The 22,280-nt window shown below is 63.8% G+C and carries 25 protein-coding genes; 20 read left to right on the forward strand and 5 right to left on the reverse strand.

The annotated features are described in order from the left end of the window. Window positions 1-421 precede the first annotated feature (421 nt). The 10 genes from RAD04_RS38020 to RAD04_RS38065 all read left to right on the forward strand — a co-directional run bounded on the left by RAD04_RS38020 (window position 422) and on the right by RAD04_RS38065 (window position 9,248). Window positions 422-2,077, forward strand: a complete 1,656-nt coding sequence (locus RAD04_RS38020; RefSeq protein WP_461627881.1) for an acetolactate synthase large subunit — start codon at window positions 422-424, stop codon at window positions 2,075-2,077. Between the two features lie 120 nt (window positions 2,078-2,197). Further along, window positions 2,198-4,000 (forward strand): chloride channel protein, encoded by a 1,803-nt coding sequence (locus RAD04_RS38025; RefSeq protein WP_461627882.1) that lies wholly within the window; start codon window positions 2,198-2,200, stop codon window positions 3,998-4,000. 47 nt (window positions 4,001-4,047) lie between these two features. After that, window positions 4,048-4,395, forward strand: a complete 348-nt coding sequence (locus RAD04_RS38030) for a Lin0512 family protein (protein WP_026201886.1) — start codon at window positions 4,048-4,050, stop codon at window positions 4,393-4,395. A 4-nt stretch (window positions 4,396-4,399) separates the two neighbouring features. After that, window positions 4,400-5,092, forward strand: coding sequence for a GNAT family N-acetyltransferase (locus RAD04_RS38035; protein ID WP_461627883.1), 693 nt, complete (start codon window positions 4,400-4,402; stop codon window positions 5,090-5,092). Window positions 5,093-5,157: 65 nt separating this feature from the next. After that, entirely contained in the window at window positions 5,158-6,342 is a 1,185-nt protein-coding gene (locus RAD04_RS38040) for a serine hydrolase domain-containing protein (RefSeq protein ID WP_461627884.1), read from the forward strand. 95 nt (window positions 6,343-6,437) lie between these two features. Further along, a complete protein-coding gene (locus tag RAD04_RS38045) occupies window positions 6,438-6,647 on the forward strand; it encodes a YgaP family membrane protein (RefSeq protein ID WP_461627885.1) in 210 nt (69 codons plus the stop codon). Then, the gene (locus RAD04_RS38050) at window positions 6,644-7,165 is read left to right on the forward strand and encodes an RNA polymerase sigma factor (protein WP_461627886.1); all 522 of its coding nucleotides are present in this window, start codon (window positions 6,644-6,646) and stop codon (window positions 7,163-7,165) included. The genes RAD04_RS38045 and RAD04_RS38050 overlap by 4 nt, the downstream gene beginning before the upstream one ends. Window positions 7,166-7,241: 76 nt before the next feature. Then, window positions 7,242-7,907 carry a DUF429 domain-containing protein gene (locus RAD04_RS38055; RefSeq protein ID WP_461627887.1) on the forward strand — a complete coding sequence of 222 codons (666 nt, stop codon included), beginning with the start codon at window positions 7,242-7,244 and terminating at the stop codon, window positions 7,905-7,907. Between the two features lie 368 nt (window positions 7,908-8,275). Further along, a complete protein-coding gene (locus RAD04_RS38060) occupies window positions 8,276-8,422 on the forward strand; it encodes a hypothetical protein (RefSeq protein ID WP_165637180.1) in 147 nt (48 codons plus the stop codon). Between the two features lie 121 nt (window positions 8,423-8,543). Then, entirely contained in the window at window positions 8,544-9,248 is a 705-nt protein-coding gene (locus tag RAD04_RS38065; RefSeq protein WP_461627888.1) for a glutathione S-transferase family protein, read from the forward strand. A gap of 2 nt (window positions 9,249-9,250) precedes the next feature. Here the strand turns inward: RAD04_RS38065 and RAD04_RS38070 are convergent, their stop codons facing one another. The 3 genes from RAD04_RS38070 to RAD04_RS38080 all read right to left on the reverse strand — a co-directional run bounded on the left by RAD04_RS38070 (window position 9,251) and on the right by RAD04_RS38080 (window position 11,255). Further along, window positions 9,251-10,033, reverse strand: a complete 783-nt coding sequence (locus tag RAD04_RS38070) for a sulfite exporter TauE/SafE family protein (protein WP_461627889.1) — start codon at window positions 10,031-10,033, stop codon at window positions 9,251-9,253. 3 nt (window positions 10,034-10,036) lie between these two features. Next, the gene (locus tag RAD04_RS38075) at window positions 10,037-10,669 is read right to left on the reverse strand and encodes a TetR/AcrR family transcriptional regulator (protein WP_461627890.1); all 633 of its coding nucleotides are present in this window, start codon (window positions 10,667-10,669) and stop codon (window positions 10,037-10,039) included. A gap of 214 nt (window positions 10,670-10,883) precedes the next feature. Next, window positions 10,884-11,255 carry a tRNA-binding protein gene (locus RAD04_RS38080; protein ID WP_212246315.1) on the reverse strand — a complete coding sequence of 124 codons (372 nt, stop codon included), beginning with the start codon at window positions 11,253-11,255 and terminating at the stop codon, window positions 10,884-10,886. Between the two features lie 105 nt (window positions 11,256-11,360). Between RAD04_RS38080 and RAD04_RS38085 the strand changes: the two genes are divergently transcribed. Beyond that, window positions 11,361-11,720 (forward strand): ArsC family reductase, encoded by a 360-nt coding sequence (locus tag RAD04_RS38085; RefSeq protein ID WP_461627891.1) that lies wholly within the window; start codon window positions 11,361-11,363, stop codon window positions 11,718-11,720. Window positions 11,721-11,821: 101 nt separating this feature from the next. On the opposite strand, the gene RAD04_RS38090 is transcribed toward RAD04_RS38085, so the two are convergent. Further along, window positions 11,822-12,469 carry a hypothetical protein gene (locus RAD04_RS38090; RefSeq protein WP_461627892.1) on the reverse strand — a complete coding sequence of 216 codons (648 nt, stop codon included), beginning with the start codon at window positions 12,467-12,469 and terminating at the stop codon, window positions 11,822-11,824. A gap of 355 nt (window positions 12,470-12,824) precedes the next feature. Between RAD04_RS38090 and RAD04_RS38095 the strand changes: the two genes are divergently transcribed. From RAD04_RS38095 to RAD04_RS38125, 7 genes are all read left to right on the forward strand, one after another. Further along, on the forward strand, window positions 12,825-13,580 hold the full coding sequence (locus RAD04_RS38095; RefSeq protein ID WP_018317619.1) for an ABC transporter ATP-binding protein: 756 nt from the start codon (window positions 12,825-12,827) through the stop codon (window positions 13,578-13,580). After that, entirely contained in the window at window positions 13,573-14,319 is a 747-nt protein-coding gene (locus tag RAD04_RS38100; RefSeq protein WP_038972499.1) for an ABC transporter ATP-binding protein, read from the forward strand. Before RAD04_RS38095 ends, RAD04_RS38100 begins: the two co-directional genes overlap by 8 nt. A gap of 35 nt (window positions 14,320-14,354) precedes the next feature. Beyond that, window positions 14,355-15,578: an ABC transporter substrate-binding protein gene (locus RAD04_RS38105; RefSeq protein WP_461627893.1), complete on the forward strand. Its 1,224-nt coding sequence runs from the start codon at window positions 14,355-14,357 to the stop codon at window positions 15,576-15,578. Between the two features lie 72 nt (window positions 15,579-15,650). Continuing rightward, the gene (locus RAD04_RS38110; RefSeq protein WP_461627894.1) at window positions 15,651-16,514 is read left to right on the forward strand and encodes a branched-chain amino acid ABC transporter permease; all 864 of its coding nucleotides are present in this window, start codon (window positions 15,651-15,653) and stop codon (window positions 16,512-16,514) included. A 1-nt stretch (window position 16,515) separates the two neighbouring features. Continuing rightward, window positions 16,516-17,484: a branched-chain amino acid ABC transporter permease gene (locus tag RAD04_RS38115; protein WP_461627895.1), complete on the forward strand. Its 969-nt coding sequence runs from the start codon at window positions 16,516-16,518 to the stop codon at window positions 17,482-17,484. A gap of 156 nt (window positions 17,485-17,640) precedes the next feature. Further along, window positions 17,641-18,285 (forward strand): DUF47 domain-containing protein, encoded by a 645-nt coding sequence (locus RAD04_RS38120; protein WP_018317614.1) that lies wholly within the window; start codon window positions 17,641-17,643, stop codon window positions 18,283-18,285. 11 nt (window positions 18,286-18,296) lie between these two features. Then, a complete protein-coding gene (locus RAD04_RS38125; RefSeq protein ID WP_461627896.1) occupies window positions 18,297-19,304 on the forward strand; it encodes an inorganic phosphate transporter in 1,008 nt (335 codons plus the stop codon). Here RAD04_RS38125 and sugE read toward each other — a convergent pair. Then, window positions 19,297-19,611, reverse strand: a complete 315-nt coding sequence (sugE, locus tag RAD04_RS38130; protein WP_461627897.1) for a quaternary ammonium compound efflux SMR transporter SugE — start codon at window positions 19,609-19,611, stop codon at window positions 19,297-19,299. The two genes, RAD04_RS38125 and sugE, sit on opposite strands and share 8 nt — an antisense overlap. 175 nt (window positions 19,612-19,786) lie before the next feature. Between sugE and RAD04_RS38135 the strand changes: the two genes are divergently transcribed. Together RAD04_RS38135 and RAD04_RS38140 are read left to right on the forward strand one after the other, a co-directional pair. After that, window positions 19,787-21,409, forward strand: a complete 1,623-nt coding sequence (locus tag RAD04_RS38135; protein ID WP_461627898.1) for a peptide chain release factor 3 — start codon at window positions 19,787-19,789, stop codon at window positions 21,407-21,409. 251 nt (window positions 21,410-21,660) lie between these two features. Further along, window positions 21,661-22,239 carry a hypothetical protein gene (locus RAD04_RS38140; RefSeq protein WP_461627899.1) on the forward strand — a complete coding sequence of 193 codons (579 nt, stop codon included), beginning with the start codon at window positions 21,661-21,663 and terminating at the stop codon, window positions 22,237-22,239. Window positions 22,240-22,280: the final 41 nt, after the last annotated feature.

Here is a 22,280-nt window from a genome sequence, read left to right on the forward strand (position 1 = left end):
TACACCTGTATGCCGCTGTGCAGCTTCTTGTCACGCAGGTTTAGCACAGTGGACCGCGGGTGCCAGCCGGCACCCGGTCTTCCCTGCGCCCTCTGACAGAGGGTGTCGAGATGAAGCGAAGCTCGGGCGAGATCCCGCCGCGAGATTGCCGCGGTGTGTCTGCAGAACTGAGCATCCAACGCCTTGCCGCGAGCGCCCATTCATGACCGTCACCCCGAGGTGCGAACCGTGCGACGCAACGCGTCGCGTGGAGAGCCTCGAAGGGCGACAGCCCGGCTGCATCTCGGCCGTACATCCTCTTTCGGTTCGCTCGCAACGAGAGTTGATGCAATTGCGCGCCTCATTGTGAGTTGTGCATATGCCACGGACCACTACCATGTCATTGTTCCCGAACACGGGAGTGAGCACAAGCGGAGGCGACATGAGCGGACAGGAGCGCAAGGTGAAGGGATCGGACCTGTTTGTCGCGGCGCTGGAGAATGAAGGTGTCGACCGCATCTTCGGCGTTCCCGGCGAAGAGAATCTCGATCTCGTGGAATCGCTGCGCACCTCCAAGATCGAGCTGGTCCTGACCCGTCACGAGCAGGCTGCCGCCTTCATGGCTGCCACGCATGGGCGGTTGACCGGCAAGCCCGGCGTTTGCCTCTCGACGCTCGGCCCGGGCGCGCTCAATCTGTCCACGGGCGCGGCCTATGCGCATCTCGGCGCGATGCCGATGATCCTGATCACCGGCCAGAAGCCGATCATGAGCAGCCGGCAGGCGCGCTTCCAGATCGTGGACGTGGTCGCGACCATGAAGCCGTTGACGAAACTGTCGCGGCAGATCGTCAGCGCCTCCAGCATTCCGACCGTGCTGCGCGACGCCTTTCGCGTCGCCATGGAGGAGCGGCCGGGGCCGGTGCATCTCGAATTGCCCGAGGACATTGCGGGTGACGAAGTGCCTGATGTTCCCGTGATCCCGGTCCATCCGATCGAAATCCCGGTCGCCCATCGCGCTGCGCTCGATCGCGCCGCCGAGATGATTCTGTCGGCGAGACATCCGCTGGTCATGATGGGCGCTGCGACCAGCCGGCCGCGCGCGACCCACGGTATCGCCAGCTTCGTGCGGCGGACCGGCATTCCGTTCTTCACAACGCAGATGGGGAAGGGCACCGTGCCCGGCGGCACCAATCTCTACATGGGCACCGCCGCGCTGTCCGAGCGCGACTATGTTCATGACGCGATCGATGCCGCCGACCTGATCATTGCGATCGGTCACGATCCGATCGAGAAACCGCCCTTCATCATGGGGCCGTCAGGCCCGAAGGTCATTCACGTCAGCTATACGTCGGCGAGCGTCGAGCTGGTCTATTTTCCCGACGCGGAGGTCATTGGCGATGTCGGCCCCAGCCTGGAATTGCTCGCCGACCGGCTCGAAGGCAAGCTGCCGCAGGCTGCGGCGCTGCTGCCGTTGCGTGAGCAGATTCTCGGTCACATCGCCGACCGCGCCACCGAGGCGCGCTGGCCGCCGACGCCGCAGCGGATCGTGCACGACATCCGGCAGTTGATCCCGGAGAACGGCATCGTCGCGCTCGACAACGGCATGTACAAGATCTGGTTCGCGCGCAACTACCGGACCCGCCTCGCCAACACGCTGCTGCTCGACAATGCCCTGGCGACGATGGGCGCCGGCCTGCCGTCGGCGATGATGGCCGCGATGCTCTATCCCGATCGCCGCGTGCTCGCGGTCGCCGGCGACGGTGGCTTCATGATGAACAGTCAGGAGATGGAGACCGCCGTCCGCCTCAAGCTCAATCTGGTCGTGCTGGTGCTGGAGGACAAGGCCTACGGCATGATCCGCTGGAAGCAGGCCGTCGATCGTTTCGCCGACTACGGCATGACCTTTGGAAATCCCGATTTCGTCCTCTACGCGAAGTCCTATGGCGCGAAGGGGCATCGGATCGAGAGCATCGACAGCTTTGGTCCGACGCTGGATGCCGCCTTCAAAGAGGGCGGCGTGCATCTGGTCGTGATCCCGATCGACTATTCGGAGAACGTGCGGGTGCTCGTGGACGAGCTGCGGGCGCGGGAGAGGTAGCGCTCCCGGCCTCCATCTTGGCCGGAGGATCATACCAGCCATTCCTTGATATATATCGTGACACGATATATTGGCAGCGCCAAGAACCATCCCGCCAAAATCTCCCGACAAGAGCTATCCATGCGCCAGACCCTGGACATCACCGGCGGCCTCCCGCGTCCTCGCGGCAAGCCCGGAGACTTCACCGCCGACCGCCGCGTATTGATCCTGATCGGCATGGCCCTGCTGGTCGGCAGCCTCGGGGCGGGCGCCGCATGGGTGCTGCTGAAGCTCATCGCGCTCGTCACCAATCTGGTCTGGTTCGGTCATTTCAGCACCGAGAACGTTTCGCTGGCGAATGCCCGTCCCGGGATCTGGATGGTGCTGGCGCCGGCGCTCGGCGGCCTCGTCATCGGGCTGATGGCGCGCTTCGGCTCGGAGAAGATCCGGGGACACGGCATCCCCGAGGCGATCGAGGCGATCCTGATCGGCGGCAGCCGGATGCAGCCGAAGGTCGCGGTCCTGAAGCCGCTGTCCTCGGCGGTGTCGATCGGGAGCGGCGGTCCGTTCGGCGCCGAGGGGCCGATCATCATGACCGGCGGCGCGATCGGGTCGATCTTCGCCCAATGCTTCCATCTCACCGCCGCCGAGCGCAAGACGCTGCTGGTTGCGGGTGCTGCCGCCGGCATGACCGCGATCTTCGGCACGCCGATCGCGGCCGTCCTGCTCGCGGTCGAACTGCTGCTGTTCGAATGGAAGCCGCGCAGCTTCCTGCCCGTGGTGACGGGGGCGGTGGTCTCGGCGGCGTGGCGGCCGTTGCTGTTCGGGACGGGGCCGCTGTTTCCGTTTGCCGAGCGGCCGGACCTGCCGTGGTGGGGGCCGGCGGCAGCGATCGGCGTCGGCATCGTCGCCGGCCTGCAATCAGGGCTGATGACGCGGCTGCTCTACGCGATCGAAGACCTGTTCGATCGTCTGCCGGTGCACTGGATGTGGTGGCCGATGCTTGGCGGTCTGATCGTCGGCCTCGGCGGCCTCGTCGATCCGCGCGCGCTTGGCGTCGGCTACGACGTCATCGCCGATCTCTTGTCCGGCCACATGGCGCGCGATGAGGCGATCCGGCTGCTGCTGGTGAAATCCGTGGTCTGGGTGATCGCGCTCGGCTCAGGCACATCGGGCGGCGTGCTGGCGCCGCTGCTGATCCTCGGCGGCACGGCTGGCTGGATGGAGGGGCTGGCGCTGCCCGGTGGCGCGTCATTCTGGGCACTGGTCGGCATGGCCGCGATGATGGGCGGCACGATGCGCTCGCCGCTGACAGGCGTGATGTTCGCCATCGAGCTGACCGGCAATATCGACATGTTGCTGCCGCTGCTGGCGGCGACCGGCGCAGCGCATGCCGTCACGGTGCTGCTGCTGAAGCGCTCGATCCTGACCGAGAAGATCGCGCGCCGCGGCCAGCATATCACGCGCGAATACGCGATCGATCCGTTCGAGCTGCTCCGCGCCGCCGATGTCATGGTCACTGATGTCGACACGCTGCCGGTCGACATGCCCATTGACGAAGCGGTCACTTTCTTCACCTCGGACCAGCGCCGTCACAAATCCTATCCCGTCGTCACTGCCGATGGACGGCTGGCCGGCATGGTCACGCGCGCCGATGTGTTGCGCTGGCGCACCGAGGGCGATCACCAGGCGGCAACGCTCGACGACGTCGTCTCGGACTCATCGGCCGTGATAGCGCATCCCGATGACGTGCTGGGGCGTGTCGCCGATCTCATGGTCGCCTCCGATCTCGGACGCCTGCCGGTGGTCGAACGCAACAGCCATCGCGTGGTGGGCCTGGTTGCGCGCAAGGATTTGTTGCGAATTCGCGCGGTCGTGAACGCGCAGGAGGAGGACCGCAACGCATATTTCCTGCGCGAAAAGGCGCTTGTGCCGGAGGCGTAGATCGCGGAAGGTCGGGCCTCTGAACTCCAGCACTAATGGGAATGAACATGACTCGTGTTCGCTGCGTCACCGAGATGGGTATGGGCGTCGATGTCCACGGCAGGGACGCCACCAAGGCGGCGAAGCGCGCGGTGTCGGATGCCATCAGGCATTCGAGCCTCGGCTTCTTCCGGATGATCGGCAAGACCGCGAACGACATGTTCGTCGATGTCACGATCGCGGTGCCCAATCCGGAAGCCGTCGACAAGGAGGCGGTGGCCAAGGAGCTTCCCTACGGCACCGTGACCGTCACCGCGGTCAAGGGCGGGCTGGAGATTCCCTCGGCGACCGAAGTGGCCAACGATCCCATCCTCATCGCCAATGCTGCGGTGATCGTCAGCTTCGACAAGGACTAGGCCAGTGTCCGACAGCGATGAGGCGCTGCTCGATCGCCCGATCTGGAGCGCGCTGACGACCAGCCACAAGCATCTGGCCGAAGGCGGCCCGCGGGCGCTGCGCTATCCCGTCGACATGACGCCGTTCGCCGACATGGCCGAGATGTCCGAGGCCAGCTTTGCCGCGCTCGGTGATCTGCTGTCGGGCTCGCAGGTCGCCGCATTATTCACGCCGGATCCGGTCGAGGTACCCGCCGGTTTCAAGGTCGTGATCGCCGGGCCCTGCGAGCAGATGATCGGCTCGCCCGCCGACAGTCCGCTCCGCGATGCCGAGATCGTTACTCTGGGTGCCGACGACGTTCCCGCGATGATGGCGCTGACGGAGCTGACGAAGCCCGGTCCGTTCGCGCGGCGGACCCACGAACTCGGCACGTTCCTCGGCATCCGCGCCGGGGACCAGTTGGTCGCGATGACGGGCGAGCGCATGAAGCCGGGCAAGTTCGTGGAGATGACGGCCGTGTGCGTGCATCCCGACTATCGTGGCCGCGGCTATGCGCAGGCGCTGCTTGCGGCCGTCGCGCGCGGGATCGAGGCGCGCGGGGAAATTCCGTTCCTGCACGTGTTTTCCAGCAACGTGTCGGCGATCGCGCTGTACCAGCGGCAGGGCATGCGCATCCGCCGCTGCCTGCACGTCACCGCGTTCATGAAGCAGCAATAGGCGCTGCGGCCTTCATTTCCCGCGAAAGCGCGCTATATCCGTCCAAACCGCAATTGGGGGAACTCATGGACGCCAAGGTTACGGAATTTTCCGCCGCACGGACGGCAATGCAGCGCTACGTCGATCAGGAGATCATTCCGGGCGCATCCTGGGCCGTGCTGCGCGGGGGCGAGGTGGTCGACCAGCAATGCGTCGGCTTTGCCGACCGCGAAGCCAAGACCGCGCTTCGTCCCGACCATATCTTCCGCGCCTTTTCCAACACCAAGATCTTCGTCGCCTGCGCGATCATGCTGCTGGTCGAGGAAGGCCGCATCGGCCTCGATGACCCGATCGAGAAATTCCTGCCGCAGCTCGCTAATCGCAAAGTGCTGAAGCCGGGCGCTTCGAGCCTTGCCGATGTCGAGCCGGCGAAGAACCCGATCACGATCCGCCAGCTCCTGACCCACACCTCCGGCCTCAGCTACGGCATCTTCGATCCCGGCACGGTGCTGTTCAAAGCCTACAACGAGGCGCGCGTACTCAATCCGCTGACGCCGCTGACCGATATGATCGACAGGCTCGCGGATCTGCCGTTGTCCTATCATCCGGGGATGTCCTGGGAATATTCGGTGGCAACCGACGTGCTCGGCCGTATCGTGGAGGTCGTCTCCGGCCAGGCGCTCGATGCCTTCCTCAAGGCGCGCATCTTCGATCCGCTCGGCATGACCGACACCGGCTTCCACGTGCCGGAAGCGCAGCAGGGCAGGCTGGTTGCGCTCTACAATGGCGCTGATGTGCTCGATCCCATGAAGCCCGGGCTCACGCGCGCCGACAATCTGCCGTTTCCGCAAGCCTATCGACGGCCGTTTCCGCGGCTCTCGGGCGGCGGCGGTCTGGTCTCGACCCTGCCCGACATGCTCGCACTGGTCCGCGCGCTGCTGCCCGGTTCGGATGCGCTGCTGAAGCCGGAGACGCTGCGGCAGATGATGACGAACCAGCTCCCGGCAGGGCAGACCATCCGCTTCGCCAATCTCGGCCCGATCCCGGGCAAGGGCTTTGGCCTCGGCGGCGCGGTCACCTTCGCGCCGACGCCGTTTGATCCGCCGAACTCAACCGGGGAATTCCAGTGGGGCGGCCTTGCCGGCACCCATTGGTGGATCTGCCCTGAGGCCAACACCGCGGGCGTCCTGATGGCCCAGCGTTACATGGGCTTCTGGAATCCGTTCTTCTTCGAGTTCAAGCGCCTGGCCTATCAGGCCGTCGGAGGCTGACCGCGAAAAAAATCACGCGCCCCGCGAATCCTTTCCGGCCGGCGCGCCCTCTTGATGGTCGAGGCACTTTGCCTCGGCTCATCTCGGAGGAAGCGATGGCATTTTACAGGAAGAACATCGGCGGCCTGCACCAGGCGGTGCGGATCGCCGCGGGCGTGGCGGTGGTGGTCGCGGCATTCATTTATCTGGCGGGTGCGACGGCGTGGCTGGTCGCGCTCGGCGGCGCAGGCTTCGCGCTGACCGGCTTCGTCGGCTATTGCCCGATGTGCGCGATGGCGGGGATCGGGCGAGGGGGCGTGTCGTGAGTGCGGCTGCGATCTCACCAAGGCTGTTCGAGGCCGCACGGCTCGGTGATCCCCATGCGATCGCGCGGCTGCTCGAGACGGCGCAGCCGGATATCCGCCGCTATGCGCGGGCGACCTGCCGCAGCTCGGCGGATGCCGAGGATGCGACGCAGGAGGCGCTGTGGATCCTGTTCCGCCATGTCGGCACGATCCGTTCGATGCTGGCGCTTTCGGCCTGGCTGATCAGCGTGGTCCGCCGCGAATGCCTGCGGCTGGCGCGTCGGGCCGGTGTCGTCGCCGCCATCGACGACGGCGAGGCGGAGGCACTGCTGCTGGCTCGCCCCGAGGCCGATTTGCGGCTCGACGTGGCCGCGGCGTTCGAGGCGCTGCCGCCGCACTATCGCGATGTCGCGTTGATGCGCGACGTCAAGGAAATGACCATCGACGAAATCGCCACTGCGCTCGGTGCGACCAGGCAGACCGTAAAGGCACGCCTGCATCGTGCCCGCGCCTTGATGCGCGAATATCTAACGAGATGAAGCATGACCGCTGTTCGAGCAACATCGAGGTGACGGCATGGGATGAACGAACGTCGGCAGCGGCGGGGTCGTGCGCGTGAACAGTTATCTCGGCCTCGACGGATTTCGTTTCGGCTGGGTCGCGGCCTGGATCGACGAGCGCGGGAATCATGGTTTTGACTATTCGCCGGGCCTGACGCGTTTGCTCGCGTTGCCGCATGCGCGTGCGATGATCGACATGCCGATCGGATTGAATCCGGCCGGCTATCGCATGTGCGACCTGCGTGCGCGCGAGCTGATTGGCCCCGCCGTGTTTCTCGGTGCGCGCCGGGATCTCTGGACGTTCGCCGACATGGCTGAGGCCAACCGTTACTACTGGACGCATGAGGGCAAGGGCAGAGGTGTGTCGGCGCAGCTGTGGAATATCAGGCACAAGATCAGGGAGGTCGACGATGTCATGACGCCGGCGCGGCAGGCGACGATCGGCGAAGCGCATCCGGAATTGATTTTCTGGAATCTGGCGGGAGGAGCACGGCTCGCGAACAAGACGTCGGCGCAAGGCCGCGAGCAGCGCGTCGCGCTGCTGAGAGCTCGGGGTTTCACCAAGGTCGAAAGATGGCTGACGCTTCGCCACGGCACCGGCATCGGTCGCGACGATCTGATCGACGCCTGCGCCTGCGCGGTGGCGGCGCGTGACAGCACGCGGTTTGTCGGCGGCGAGGAGATCGATCCGCGCGGACTGCGAATGGAGATTAACTACTGACTAGATCAACTCTGCCGATCGTTTGTACCGGCAAGGTGACCACGACCACAATGGCTCGGCTTCAAGGAGCCACCCTCATCGTCCAGCCTTGCTGCTCGCGCTTCGTACACATCGGCCATCTCTCGGAGCCGTCGGCGGATTCGCGATGGGCGAGATCGTCCGCGACGCGGCGACAGCGCTGAGCGTGATCGAGCAGGGCGCGCTTCTCAATATTCATCCCGCCACAACGCGTAAGTTGCTCGATGGTCCCTCGAAACAACGCAACGTCTCGTCTGGGAAAACGGGAAAAACCGGCAAAATTTTCCTGCCAAGTCGGAACACGGCCTGTCAGCGGACGTTTAAGCCACAGGAGCTGAGGGACAAATGCCATGCACGACGTCTGCCAATGGGCGACCGCGACCCTCGCGATTGCCTTCACGGCTGCGCTGCTGATCACGGGTCAATGGTTCATCCAGTATCGACTGCAGCATGAAACCATGACTCCGGTCGTCAAGGTCGCGACGCTGCCGCCCTAGTCGCTTCAAGGCCGTTGTGACTGGCTGGCGACGCAGGCGTTAAGCTGACGGCTGCTCGGCCTTGCATCGTTCGCCGGCTCGCCTAGATTAGGCGCGTCTTACGAACGCAGCCGGAGTGTCGATGTCTGATCTGTCCGCCTTTCCCATCACCAAACGCTGGCCGGCCAAACATCCCGAACTGCTCCAGCTCTATTCGCTGCCCACGCCGAACGGCGTCAAGGTCTCGATCATGCTGGAGGAGATCGGACTTCCCTACGAGGTCCATCTCGTCGATTTCGGCAAGGACGATCAGAAGACGGCTGAATTCCTCTCGCTCAATCCGAACGGCAAGATCCCGGCGATCCTCGATCCCAATGGTCCCGGCGGCAGGCCGCTGCCGCTGTTCGAGTCCGGGGCGATCCTGCAATATCTCGCGGAGAAGACCGGCAAGCTGTTGTCCCAGGATGCCGCCCGTCGCTACCAGACCATCCAGTGGGTGCACTTCCAGATGGGCGGCATCGGGCCGATGTTTGGTCAGGTCGGCTTCTTCCACAAATTCGCCGGCAAGGATTTTGAGGACAAGCGTCCGCGCGACCGCTACGTCGCCGAAGCCAAGCGTCTGCTCGGCGTGATGGAAGCGCATCTTTCGGGACGACAATGGTTCATGGATGACGACTACACCATCGCCGACATCTCCATGCTGGGCTGGGTGCGCAATCTGATCGGCTTCTACGGTGCCGGCGAGCTCGTCGAATTCACCCAGTTCAAATCGGTCGGTGCCTGGCTCGAACGGGGCCTCGCGCGTCCGGCGGTGCAGCGCGGGCTGAACATTCCGCCTCGGCCGTAAGATCAGGTCAGCGCCTTGTACGTCATGTAGAGCGCCATCAGCGAGACGAAGGCGATCATGACCCGACGCAGCACCGATTTGCTGACGCCATTGGCCAGGCGTGCGCCGAGATCGGTGCCGATCCAGAGGCCGGCCAGAATGCCTGTGATGGCCGGCCAACCGACCATCAGGCCCTTGCTCCAGTAGATCCAGGCTGCCGGAAGATTGGTCGGGATGACCGAGAATACGAGGCTGACGAGCTGCGCCTGATGCTGCGGCACGCGCAGGCCCGCAGCAAGGCCGACCGTGATCGCCAGGCCGCCGCCGATGCCCATGAAGCCGGAGGAAAACCCGGCGAGCAGGCCGATGAGCAGCAGGGGTAGCCGGGGCAGTTGGGCCTGGTCGCCAGCCTCACGGCCACCGTCCTTGCGATCGCGACGCAGGATAAGCAGGGCGATCAGCGCGACGAGATAGACGACATAAGTCCATTGCAAGACCTGGTCGGAAACCGCCGCCGCGGTGTAACCGCCACCGGCACCGCCGACGAGAAATCCGATGCCGATCCAGACGATCCACGGCAGGGGGCTGCGATTGCCGCTCTGCCAATAGCGGCGGGCGCCGGCGAGGCCCGTCGGCGGGACCTGCGTGATCAGCGACGTTCCTTGCGCGACGTGCTGTTCCGCGCCGAGCAGCAGCACGCTGAAGATCACGAGCCCGCCACCCGGGCTCGTTCCCATCAAGCCCGAGGTCAATCCGCTGACCAGGCCGACGCCGGCGCCAGCAAGCAGGTCATGGATCCCTGACATCGCTTACGTCCTGCTTCGCCGCTTGATGTCGGGCCTGGTCGTGCGAAAGCCGTCGATCACCCCAGCCACGGCCGCCATGCAGGCCTCGACGTCAAAATCCTCGCCCCAGCATTTTTGCAGCACAAAACCCTGGAAGATCGCGATCAGCACGCGCGCGATCGCTTCGGCACCGAGGTCGCGCCTGATCAGGCCGTCATGCTGGCCGCGCTCGACCAGCGCCACGATCAGCGCGCGCGGCATGTCGATGCCTTCGACGACGCTGGTGCGGACGCGGCGGTTGCGCAGGGCTTCGGCCCAGCCGTGAATGCCGACACGGCGGCGCGGTTCGCCGGCGGGGTCGGTCAGCCATTGCGCGTAAACGCGGATCAGCGCGTGAAGCCCTTCGATCGGATCGCCGGATCCTTGCGCGACCGAATTGAGCACGGCTTCGCGCCGATGCCGGTCGTCGGCGAGCGCCTCGATCAGATCGTCCTTGCTCTGGAAGTAGAGATAAACCGCGCCGTGGCTCAGTCCGGAGCGTTTCACGATGTCGGCCATGCCGGTCTGGTGAAAGCCGTCTTCGGAGAAGCAGGCGAGAGCAGCTTCGAGAATTTGCTGCCGTCGACTTTCGCGCTGCTTGTCGCTGATCTTGGGCATCTCGCCGTCCTTAAATAACTGACAGGTCGATCGTTTTACCGTCGATCCCGATTGGGCAGAGGGTAAGTTGATCTTAATAAAAACAGATCAGTCAGTCATTTTTAATCCAGAACATGATTTTGGTCAAGTCTGGCTGGCCTGCGGCCTGGCAGGAGAAGGATGATGTCGTTGCGAATGCGTCGACAGAGGCGAGGCTGCGCTCGATCGCGCGCGGCTAGAACAGCCGTCCGCCGTTCGGCACCGGCTTGCTCGGCTGCATCAGCACGACCTTGCCGTCGGCATCGGGGAAGCCGAGCGTCAGCACCTCCGAGATGACGGGTCCGATCTGGCGCGGCGGGAAATTGACGACGGCCGCGACCTGTTGTCCCACCAAAGTCTCGAGCGGATGGTTTTCGGTGATCTGGGCCGAGCTCTTGCGCACGCCGATCACCGGGCCGAAGTCGATCCACAGCCGAAAGGCCGGCTTGCGCGCCTCCGGAAACGGTTTTGCATCGACGATGGTCCCGACACGGATATCGACCGCGAGGAAGCTGTTGAAGTCGATGGTCGGCGTGGCGGCGGCTGCCGGATCGTGGGTGACGTGCATGGGATGTCCGTTCGGCGAGTTTGGCCTCGTTCGCAATATTGTCGCGCGAAGCGGAGTTTCGTACAACGCTGCGAACATCACGGTACGCCATGCGCGAGGAACATCTTGCCCAACATCATCTATGGCATCAAGAACTGCGACACCATGAAGAAGGCGCGCGCCTGGCTCGACTCTCATGGCGTCGCGTATGAATTCCACGACTACAAGGCGGCGGGCGTCGAGAAGGACAAGCTCAAGCAGTGGAGCGACAAGGTCGGCTGGGAGACGCTGCTCAATCGCGCCGGCACCACCTTCAAGAAGCTGCCCGATTCCGACAAGGAAGGCTTGAGCGAGAAGAAAGCGCTGGCGTTGATGCTAGCGCAACCATCGATGATCAAGCGGCCGGTGCTGGAAATCGCCGGCAAGCTGCTGGTCGGCTTCAAGCCGGACATCTATGCCAAGGAAGTCGGCGCCAAGACGCGTTAGAGACTAAAGCGCGACGAGATTGTCATCGCGCTTTAGGTTGTTGTTTGAGCATGATCTTTTCGGAAAACCGCTGCGCACTTTTCCGGATCATGCTTTAGAGACTAGTTCAGCTCGATGATCTCGTTGGTGACGCCGGGAGCCGGCTGGTCCGCGAATTCGACGACGTCGGCCGTCGCGATGCGGCCAGGCGCGCGATGGAAGAGATCGCGATCGATCACGGCGCGCAGTTTCGGGCGCGGCAGCGCGTCATTTCCGCGCATCAGATTCTTGATCTCGAAGCCGCCGTCCTCGCAAAAGGTCTTGACCGAGGCGATGACGTGGCAGACTTGGCCGCCGATCTGGAAAGGCAGCAGCAGCCGTTCATACGCGACGATGCGCCCGTAGATGTCGTCGACGTCAGCAACGCTGTAGACGGGCAGCCCGCGCGCCACGCATTCATAATAAACCGGCATCACGAAGGGGGCGAGTCGCGGCCCGAGATAATCGTCGAGCAGAACGCCCTTGCCGGTATGTCCATAAGCGCGCGAGATGCGGGTGCCTTCGCTCTGGATGGTCAGGCGCGGCGCCGGCGTCGAAGCGTCCACCGTATAATAGATGAGATCGGACAGCTCTTCCTCGAGCCGCGCAGGCTGATATTCCCAAACCGCCGGCGCGATCTGCTGGCTCGCATAAAGTCGCAGCCACGTGTTCAGGAGATCACGCTGCCTGATCGACTTGACGACGGACGGAGCGGCGCTTGCGAAAGCCAAAACAATAATCCTGGAACGTCAAAACCCGCACATGATGCAGCCTGCGGGAAAATTTTCTATGAAGGCTGGCGCGCCGGACGAAAGACCGTTAACGACGGCTTGATGACCGGTGCCTTGCGAACCGGGAGGCCGGGCAGGCACGACATCAAAACATCTCCGACTAAGGGAGCATTTGTATCCCAGCCGCAGACCTGATCTGCTCAGCTTTCCGCCTTGCCTAACCCCCGTCACCTCCGGCATATTCCGCGCCCGGAGGCGGCGTTCCGGATGGGCTCCAAGGATAGGCTCCAAGGCCCCCGGAAAGCCGAAGCAACAAGGATAGCCACGCGGCTCGCGCGGGCAGGGGGAAATCTGTTTGGCCGATGAGTTTATTCTCGAAACGGAAGGCTTGACCAAGGAGTTCGCGGGCTTCTTCGCCGTCCGCGACGTTGCGCTCAAGGTTCGCCGTGGGAGCATTCATGCGTTGATCGGCCCGAACGGGGCCGGCAAGACGACCTGCTTCAATCTTCTGACCAAGTTCCTGAAACCGTCCGCCGGAAAGATCCTCTACAAGGGGCAGGACATCACCGCGATGGCGCCGGCCGACGTGGCCCGCATGGGGCTGGTCCGTTCGTTCCAGATTTCGGCGGTGTTTCCGCATCTCACGGCACTGGAAAACGTCCGTGTCGCGCTTCAGCGCCAGCACGGCTCTTCGTTCGATTTCTGGCGCTCCAAGTCGGTGCTCAACCGCTTCAACGATCGCGCGCGCGAATTGTTGAACGATGTCGGCCTGAACGAGTTTGCCAACACGCCCGCGGTCGAGATGCCCTATGGACGCAAGCGTGCACTGGAGATCGCAACCACGCTCGCGCTCGACCCGGAGATGATGCTGCTGGACGAGCCGATGGCGGGCATGGGCCACGAGGACATCGACAAGATCGCGGCGCTGATCAAGCGCATCTCGGCGAAATACACCATCCTGATGGTGGAGCATAACTTAAGCGTCGTGGCCAACCTGTCCGACATCATCACCGTGCTGACGCGCGGCCAGGTGCTCGCGCAGGGCCATTACTCGGAGCTCACCAAGGACGAGCGCGTCAAGGAAGCCTATCTGGGAGCCGGTCATGCCTGACACTGCGATCGCCGAGGCTCCGGCCAAGGCTGCGACCGGCGGAAACATCCTTCAAATCCGCAACCTGGAAGCATGGTACGGCGAGTCCCACATCCTGCACGGGATCAACTTCGACGTGAACGCGGGCGAGGTCGTCACCCTGCTCGGGCGTAACGGCGCCGGCAAGACGACCACGCTGAAGTCGATCATGGGCATCATCGGCAAGCGTACCGGCTCGGTGAAGTTCAACAACCAGGAGATCATCCGCGCGACCTCCGACAAGATCGCCCGTATGGGCATCGCATTCTGCCCGGAAGAGCGGGGCATATTCTCCAGTCTCGACGTGCGGGAGAATTTGATGCTGCCGCCGGTGGTCCGTGAAGGCGGGCTGCCGCTCGATCAGATTTTCGATCTGTTCCCGAACCTGAAGGAGCGGCTCAATAGCCAGGGCACCAAGCTGTCCGGCGGCGAGCAGCAGATGCTCGCGATCGCGCGCATCCTGCGCACTGGCGCGAGCTTCCTGATGCTGGACGAGCCGACCGAGGGCCTGGCGCCGGTCATCATCCAGCAGATCGGCCACACCATCGCGCGACTCAAGAAGGAGGGTTTCACGATCCTCCTGGTCGAGCAGAATTTCCGCTTCGCATCCACCGTCGCCGACCGCTACTACGTGGTCGAGCACGGCAAGATCATTGACGGATTTTCCAATGCGGATCTTGCCGCCAACATGGACAAGCTCCACACCTATTTGGGTGTCTAGTACCGCCAACGAGAAAATTCAAAAAGGAAAGTTGCATGAAGACGAAGTCGATTGCATCATTGCTGCTGACCACCGCGCTCACCTTCGCCGTCACAGGCGTCGCGTCCGCGCAGGACAAGACCGTCAAGATCGGCGCGCTGTCCGATCAGTCCGGCCTCTACGCCGACCTCGGCGGTCCCGGCTCGACCCTCGCCGCACAGATGGCCGTTGAGGATTCCGGCCTGGCTGCGAAGGGCTGGAAGATCGACATCATCTCCGGCGATCACCAGAACAAGCCCGACATCGGCACCGCGATCGCGCGGCAATGGTTCGACGTCGACAAGGTCGACATCATCGTCGACGTGCCGAATTCCGGCGTGGCGCTCGCCGTCAACAACGTCATCAAGGAAAAGAACGGCGTCTACATCAACTCGGGCGCGGCGACCTCGGATCTCAGCAACGCGCAGTGCTCGCCCAACACCGTGCACTGGACCTACGACACCTACATGCTGGCCCATACCACCGGTCAGGCGCTGGTGAAGGCCGGTGGCGACAGCTGGTTCTTCCTGACCGCCGACTACGCCTTCGGTGCCGCGCTCGAGCGTGACACCACGGCGGTCGTCACCGCCAACGGCGGCAAGGTGATTGGCGGCGTCAAGCATCCGCTGAACACGCCGGACTTCTCGTCCTTCCTGCTCCAGGCGCAGTCATCCAAGGCAAAGATCATCGGTCTTGCCAATGCCGGCGGCGACACCACCAACACGATCAAGCAGGCCGCCGAGTTCGGCATCGGCAAGGGCGGCCAGAAGCTCGCGGCGCTGCTGCTCTTCCTCACCGACGTCAAGGCGATCGGGCTGGAGACGGCGCAGGGTCTCAACTTCACCGAGACCTTCTACTGGGACATGAACGACCAGACCCGGGCGTTCTCGAAGCGCTTCGCTGAAAAGATGAAGAACAACGCGCCGCCCACCATGGTGCAGGCCGGCGTCTATTCGGGCGTGCGTCACTATCTCAAGGCGCTGGAGGCGCTCGGCGGCAATCCCCATGACGGCGTCAAGGTCGTCGAGAAGATGAAGTCGATGCCGACGGAGGACGATCTGTTCGGCAAGGGCGAGATTCAGCCCAACGGCCGCACCATCCACAACGCCTATCTGTTCGAGGTGAAGAAGCCCTCCGAATCCAAGGGGCCGTGGGACTTCTACAAGCTGGTCGGCACGGTGCCGGGCGACCAGGCTTTCACGCCGCTGTCCGAGAGCAAGTGCGCGCTCTTGAAGAAGTAAGACAACCGCCCGCGGGCCATCAGGCCCGCGGGCGACTTTCAGGGAACGCCGAAGGGACCGGGTGCGGGATCGATGCAGGCTCTATACGCTCAGCTACTGGTGGGACTGATCAACGGCTCGTTCTACGCGCTGCTCAGTCTCGGGCTTGCCGTGATTTTCGGCATGCTCAACATCATCAATTTCGCCCATGGCGCGCTCTACATGATGGGCGCCTTCGTTGCCTATTTCCTGTTGAGCCTCGGCGGCATTAACTACTGGTGGGCGCTGCTGATCGCACCTGTTGTCGTCGGCATCTTCGGCATGATCCTGGAGCGGACCATGCTGCAATGGCTGACCGGGCTCGACCATCTCTACGGCCTGCTCCTGACCTTCGGCATCGCGCTGATCGTGCAGGGCGTGTTCCAGAACTATTTCGGCTCCTCCGGTCTGCCTTACGCCATTCCGGACCAGCTCAAGGGCGGCATGAATCTGGGCTTCATGTTCTTGCCGATCTATCGCGGCTGGGTGGTCGTGTTCTCGCTGGTCGTGTGTCTGGCGACATGGTTCCTGATCGAGAAGACCCAGCTCGGCGCTTACCTGCGCGCCGCCACCGAAAATCCGACGCTGGTGCGCGCCTTCGGCATCAACGTGCCGCGCATGATCACGCTGACCTATGGTCTCGGCGTCGGCCTTGCCGCGCTCGCGGGCGTGCTCTCGGCGCCGATCAACCAGGTGCGGCCGCTGATGGGCGCCGACCTCATCATCGTCGTGTTCGCGGTGGTCGTGATCGGCGGCATGGGTTCGATCATGGGCTCCATCATCACCGGCTTCGCGCTCGGTGTGATCGAGGGTCTGACCAAGTACTTCTATCCCGAGGCCTCCAACACCGTCGTGTTCGTGCTGATGGTGCTGGTGCTCTTGGTGAAGCCAACGGGATTGACGGGAAGGGCGGCCTGATATGACAACCCTGACGGACGACACGCTGCCGGTGACCCCTCGCGCGATGCGCGACGAGATGATCGCTTTCTTAGTGATGGCGCTGCTGCTGGCGTCGGTGCCATTCACGGGCGTCTACCCGTTCTTCGTGATGCAGGCGCTGTGCTTTGCGCTGCTCGCCTGCGCCTTCAATCTGCTGATCGGCTATGGCGGCCTGTTGTCGTTCGGCCACGCCATGTTCCTGGGGACCGCCGGCTATTGCTGCGCGCATGCGCTGAAAGTGTGGGCGTTGCCGCCCGAACTCGGCATCCTCGTCGGCATCGCCGCGGCTTTCGTGCTCTCGCTGATCACCGGCTACATCTCGATCCGCCGCCAGGGCATCTATTTCTCGATGATCACGCTGGCGCTGTCGCAACTGCTGTACTTCATCTACCTCCAGGCCCCGTTCACCCACGGTGAGGACGGCATCCAGGGTATCCCGCAGGGACGCATGTTCGGCGTCCTCGATCTCTCCAAGCCGACCGTGCTCTATTACGTCGTGCTGGTCGGGTTTCTCGCCGGCTTCCTGTTGATCTACCGCATCATCAACTCGCCGTTCGGCGAGGTGCTGAAGTCGATCCGGGAGAACGAGCAACGCGCGATTTCGCTGGGCTACCGCACCGACCAGTACAAGTTCCTGGCCTTCGTGCTGTCGGGAACGCTGGCCGGTTTTGCCGGTGCGCTGAAGGTGTTCGTGGCGCAGAACGCCTCACTCACCGACGTGCATTGGTCGATGTCGGGCGAGGTCGTGCTGATGACGCTGGTTGGCGGCCTCGGAACCATCTTCGGCCCCGTGGTCGGTGCCTTCGCGATCATCGCCATGCAGCAATATCTCGCCGGCTTCGGCCAGTGGGTGACCGTGATCCAGGGCTCGATCTTCGTGGTCTGCGTGCTCACCTTCCGCCGCGGCGTCATCGGCGAAATCGCGCATTACTTCCGGCGATCGCTCTAAGTAGCTGATTCAAAAACGGTTTACCGGCCGTCTGAAAGCGGTGGATGATCCGGCTCCGCGGGCGTGAGATGACACGCGCGCGGATCGAAAATGGTCTATGACAGTTTCATGACGGTCCGACAGGGCCGGGCCATTTCCAACCGGTAGCCTACCCCCATGATGCGATGGTTTCGTGCTTTCCTGCCCAAGGAAGAACGGTTCTTTGACCTGTTCGACCGGCATGCCCAGACGGTGATCCAGGGCTCCATCGCGCTCCAGGGCATGCTCAACGGGGGCGAGGAGACGCCGGTCTATTGCCAGCGCGTCAACCAGTTCGAGAACGACGCCGACAACATCACCCGAGAGGTGCTGACGGCGGTGCGCCGCACCTTCATTACCCCGTTCGACCGCGGCGACATCAAGAACCTGATCACGTCGATGGACGACGCCATCGACCAGATGCAGCAGACGGCCAAGGCGGTGATGCTGTTCGAGGTCCGCACCTTCGAGCCGCCGATGCGCGAGATTGGCGGGCTTCTGATCGAGTGCGCCAATCTGGTCGGCCGCGCGCTGCCGCTCATGCAATCGATCGGCCCGAACGTCGCCATGCTGACCGCGATCACGGAGGAGCTCGGCAAGCTCGAGGGCCGCGTCGACGACCTCCACGACATCGGCCTTAAGGAGCTGTTCCTCAAGCATCGCGACGGCAATGCGATGGACTTCATCGTCGGCGTCGAGATCTACGACCACCTCGAGAAGGTGGCGGATCGCTTCGACGACGTCGCGAACGAGATCAACAGCATCGTCATCGAGCAAGTTTAGGGCAGGCCGCTGTGGATGCCGCGTTGGGTCTTCCCGTCCTGGTCGGCTTGATCGCCGTCGCGCTGCTGTTCGATTTCCTGAACGGCCTGCACGACGCCGCCAATTCGATCGCGACCATCGTCTCGACCCGCGTGTTGCGGCCGCAATTCGCGGTGTTCTGGGCCGCATTCTTCAATTTCGTCGCCTTCATGGTGTTCGGCCTGCACGTCGCCCAGACCATCGGCACCGGCATCATCGATCCCTCGATCGTCGACGCCCAGGTGATCTTCGCGGCCCTGGTCGGCGCCATCGTCTGGAACCTCGTGACCTGGGCGCTCGGCATTCCGTCCTCGTCGTCGCATGCGCTGATCGGCGGGCTCGTCGGCGGCGGCATGGCCAAGGCCGGGGTCTCGGCTGCGGTGTGGAGCGGATTGACCAAGACGGTGCTGGCGATCGTGCTGTCGCCGCTGATCGGCTTCCTGCTGGCGATGATGCTGGTGGCGATCGTGTCCTGGGCCTCGGTGCGCTCGACGCCGTTCGCGGTCGATCGCGCCTTCCGTATCCTGCAATTCGCCTCCGCCTCGCTCTATTCGCTCGGCCATGGCGGCAACGACGCGCAGAAGACCATGGGCATCATCGCGGTGCTGCTCTATTCGCAGGGCCATCTGGGCAGCGACTTCTCGGTGCCGTTCTGGGTGGTGCTGTCCTGCCAGGCGGCGATGGCGCTGGGCACCCTGATGGGCGGCTGGCGCATTGTCCGGACCATGGGCCTGCGCATCACCAAATTGACCCCGATGCAGGGCTTTTGCGCCGAGACCGGCGGAGCCGCGACTTTGTTCATGGCAACCTATCTCGGGGTTCCCGTCTCCACCACGCACACCATCACCGGCGCCATCGTCGGCGTCGGCGCCGCCCGCCGCGTCTCGGCGGTGCGCTGGAACGTTGCCAGCTCGATCGTCTATGCCTGGGTAATCACGATTCCTGCCTCGGCCATCGTGGCGGCGCTGACCTGGTGGGCGGTCAAGATCTTGGTCAAGTAACCAGCTTCAGCCCGACGATCCCGGCGACGATCAGCCCGATGCTGGCAAGGCGGAGGGCCGTGGCCGGCTCGCCGAACAGGATGATGCCCAGCGTTGCGGTGCCGACCGCGCCGATGCCGGTCCAGACCGCATAGGCGGTTCCCACGGGTAGGGATTTGAGGGCGAATCCGAGCAGGATGACGCTGCCGGCCATGGCCACGAGCGTGACGACGGACGGAACAAGCCTGCTAAAGCCCTCGGTGTATTTCAGGCCGATCGCCCAGGTGATCTCGAGAAGGCCCGCGACGAACAGGATGCTCCAGGCCATGACGACCCTCCATTCAAGGCAGGGTCGTCCCCGCGACTGATGTGCTGATGGGCCGGGGAGGTCGTCCTCCCCCCAAGGCCAGTATGGCCAAGGCCGATATGGGGCTGGCCGGAGGGCTCCGCAATCACCAAATGAGGCTTGATCAGGCCCGTTTTCCCTGCCACACGCTCCCGCCATGTCCGACATCGCCGCCACCACAGCCGAATCGCCGGCCCGTTCCCCGCTTGCCGCCGAAGTGGCGCGGCGGCGCACGTTTGCGATCATCTCCCATCCCGACGCCGGCAAGACCACGCTGACCGAAAAGCTGCTGCTGTTCGGCGGCGCCATCAACTTGGCCGGCCAGGTCAAGGCCAAGGGCGAGCGGCGCAACACGCGGTCGGACTGGATGAAGATCGAGCGCGAGCGCGGCATCTCGGTCGTGACCTCGGTGATGACCTTCGAGTTCGAGGGCCTTGTCTTCAACCTGCTGGACACGCCGGGCCACGAGGACTTTTCGGAAGATACCTATCGCACCCTCACGGCGGTCGATTCCGCCGTGATGGTGATCGACGCCGCCAAGGGCATCGAGGCGCGCACTCGAAAGCTGTTCGAGGTGTGTCGTCTTCGGGATATCCCGATCATCACCTTCATCAACAAGATGGACCGCGAGAGCCGCGACGTGTTCGAGCTGCTCGACGAGATCGAGAAGACGCTGGCGCTCGACACCACGCCGATGACCTGGCCGGTCGGACGCGGCCGCGACTTCCTCGGCACCTACGACGTCGCCAATGGCGGCGTGCGCCTGCTCGAAGGCGGCGGCGCCAAGACCGGCGCGGCGCAGCAGATCGAGATCGCCGAGCTCGCCAAGCTCAATGCCAATCTCGATGTCTCCGCGGTCAAGGACGAGCTCGAGCTCGTCACCGAAGCGTCAAAACCGTTCGAGCTCGACGCGTTCCGCGAGGGCCATCTGACGCCGGTCTATTTCGGCAGCGCGCTGCGCAATTTCGGCGTCGGCGACCTGCTGGAAGGCCTCGGCAAGTTCGCGCCCGAGCCGCGCGCGCAGGACAGCGACCAGCGCAAGGTCGAGGCCACCGATCCGCGCATGAGCGCCTTCGTGTTCAAGATCCAGGCCAATATGGATCCGAACCACCGCGACCGCATCGCCTTTGCGCGCCTCTGCTCGGGCAAGCTCAGCCGCGGCATGAAGGCCAAGCTGGTTCGCACCGGCAAGAGCATGCCGCTGTCGAGCCCGCAATTCTTCTTCGCACAGGACCGTTCGGTCGCGGATGAAGCCTTCGCCGGCGACGTCGTCGGCATTCCCAATCACGGCACGCTGCGCATCGGCGACACCTTGACCGAGGGCGAGGATTTCAACTTCGTCGGCGTGCCGAGTTTCGCGCCGGAAATCGTCCGCCGCGTCCGTCTCACCGACGCGATGAAGGCGAAGAAGCTGAAGGAGGCGCTGCAGCAGATGTCGGAAGAGGGCGTGGTGCAGGTGTTCCGGCCGCGCGACGGTGCGCCGGCGCTGGTCGGTGTCGTCGGCGCGCTTCAGCTCGACGTGCTGAAGGCACGGCTGGAGGCGGAGTATTCATTGCCGGTCGAGTTCGAGGTCAGCGAATTCCAGCTCGCGCGCTGGGTCTCCTCCGAGGACCGCAAGAAGCTCGACACGTTCATCGCCGCGAACACCTCCAGCATCGCCGACGACGTCGACGGCGATCCCGTGTATCTCGCCCGAAACGAGTTCTATCTCGGCTACACCAAAGAGCGCGCCGAGGGCATCGAATTCACCAACGTCAAGGACGTCAAGAAGAAGGGGTAGGGTGGGCGCTCCGCCCGCTTTTCAGTCACACCCTCCGCTGTCATTCCCCGCGAAGGCGGGGAATCCAGTACGCCGCAGCCTCTCGATTCCATAACCGCCGTCACGGAGTACTGGGTCGCCCGGTCCTAGTGCGCAATTGCGCACTGGCCGGGCGACGATACCGGTGTTGAACGCGCGCATGTGAATGCGCTCGGACTTGACGCGTTGATGGGCAACGCCACTTTTATCGCATGGCTTTGCGAGTGCACTCCATGTGGCGCGGCATCCTCGTTTTCATCCTATTGGCGATCTCGACGATCGCCGCCGACGCGCAGCGCCGCCAGATCAACCCGATACCGTTCGCGCACGAGCCCTGCAGCGTGCTCGACGGCCAGCCCTGCACGCCGTCCTATTGCAGCCCGCTCGAACCCGGTCCCTGCATTCCCGAGATCGACTATCCTTACGGCCAGAATCTTCAGCTCACGATCGAGACTGTGCCGTCCGAGGCCGACCGCGCCAAATATCAAAAGCCCGATCACGATCTCGACACGATCGGCGACCTCTTCGCCGAGCTGCGCAGCTGCTGGTCGCCGCCATCGGACAATCCGCGCGCGGGCATGCAGATGTCGGTGCGTTTCAGCTTCAACAGGGCCGGCGGCCTGATCGGCCCGCCGCGCCTGACCTTCGCAACTCCTGGCGTTCCCGCCGATACCCGGACGACCTATCTGGATGCGATCAATTCATCACTGAAGGCTTGCCTGCCGCTGAAATTCACCGGCGGACTCGGCGGCGCGCTGGCCGGGCGGCCGATCGCGATCCGCTATGTCGACAATCGCGAGCTGGGCAAATAGCGCATCAGTTGCGACCACGGCCCAATCGATGATACCTCAGA

It is taken from the genome of Bradyrhizobium sp. 25ACV, assembly GCF_054863005.1.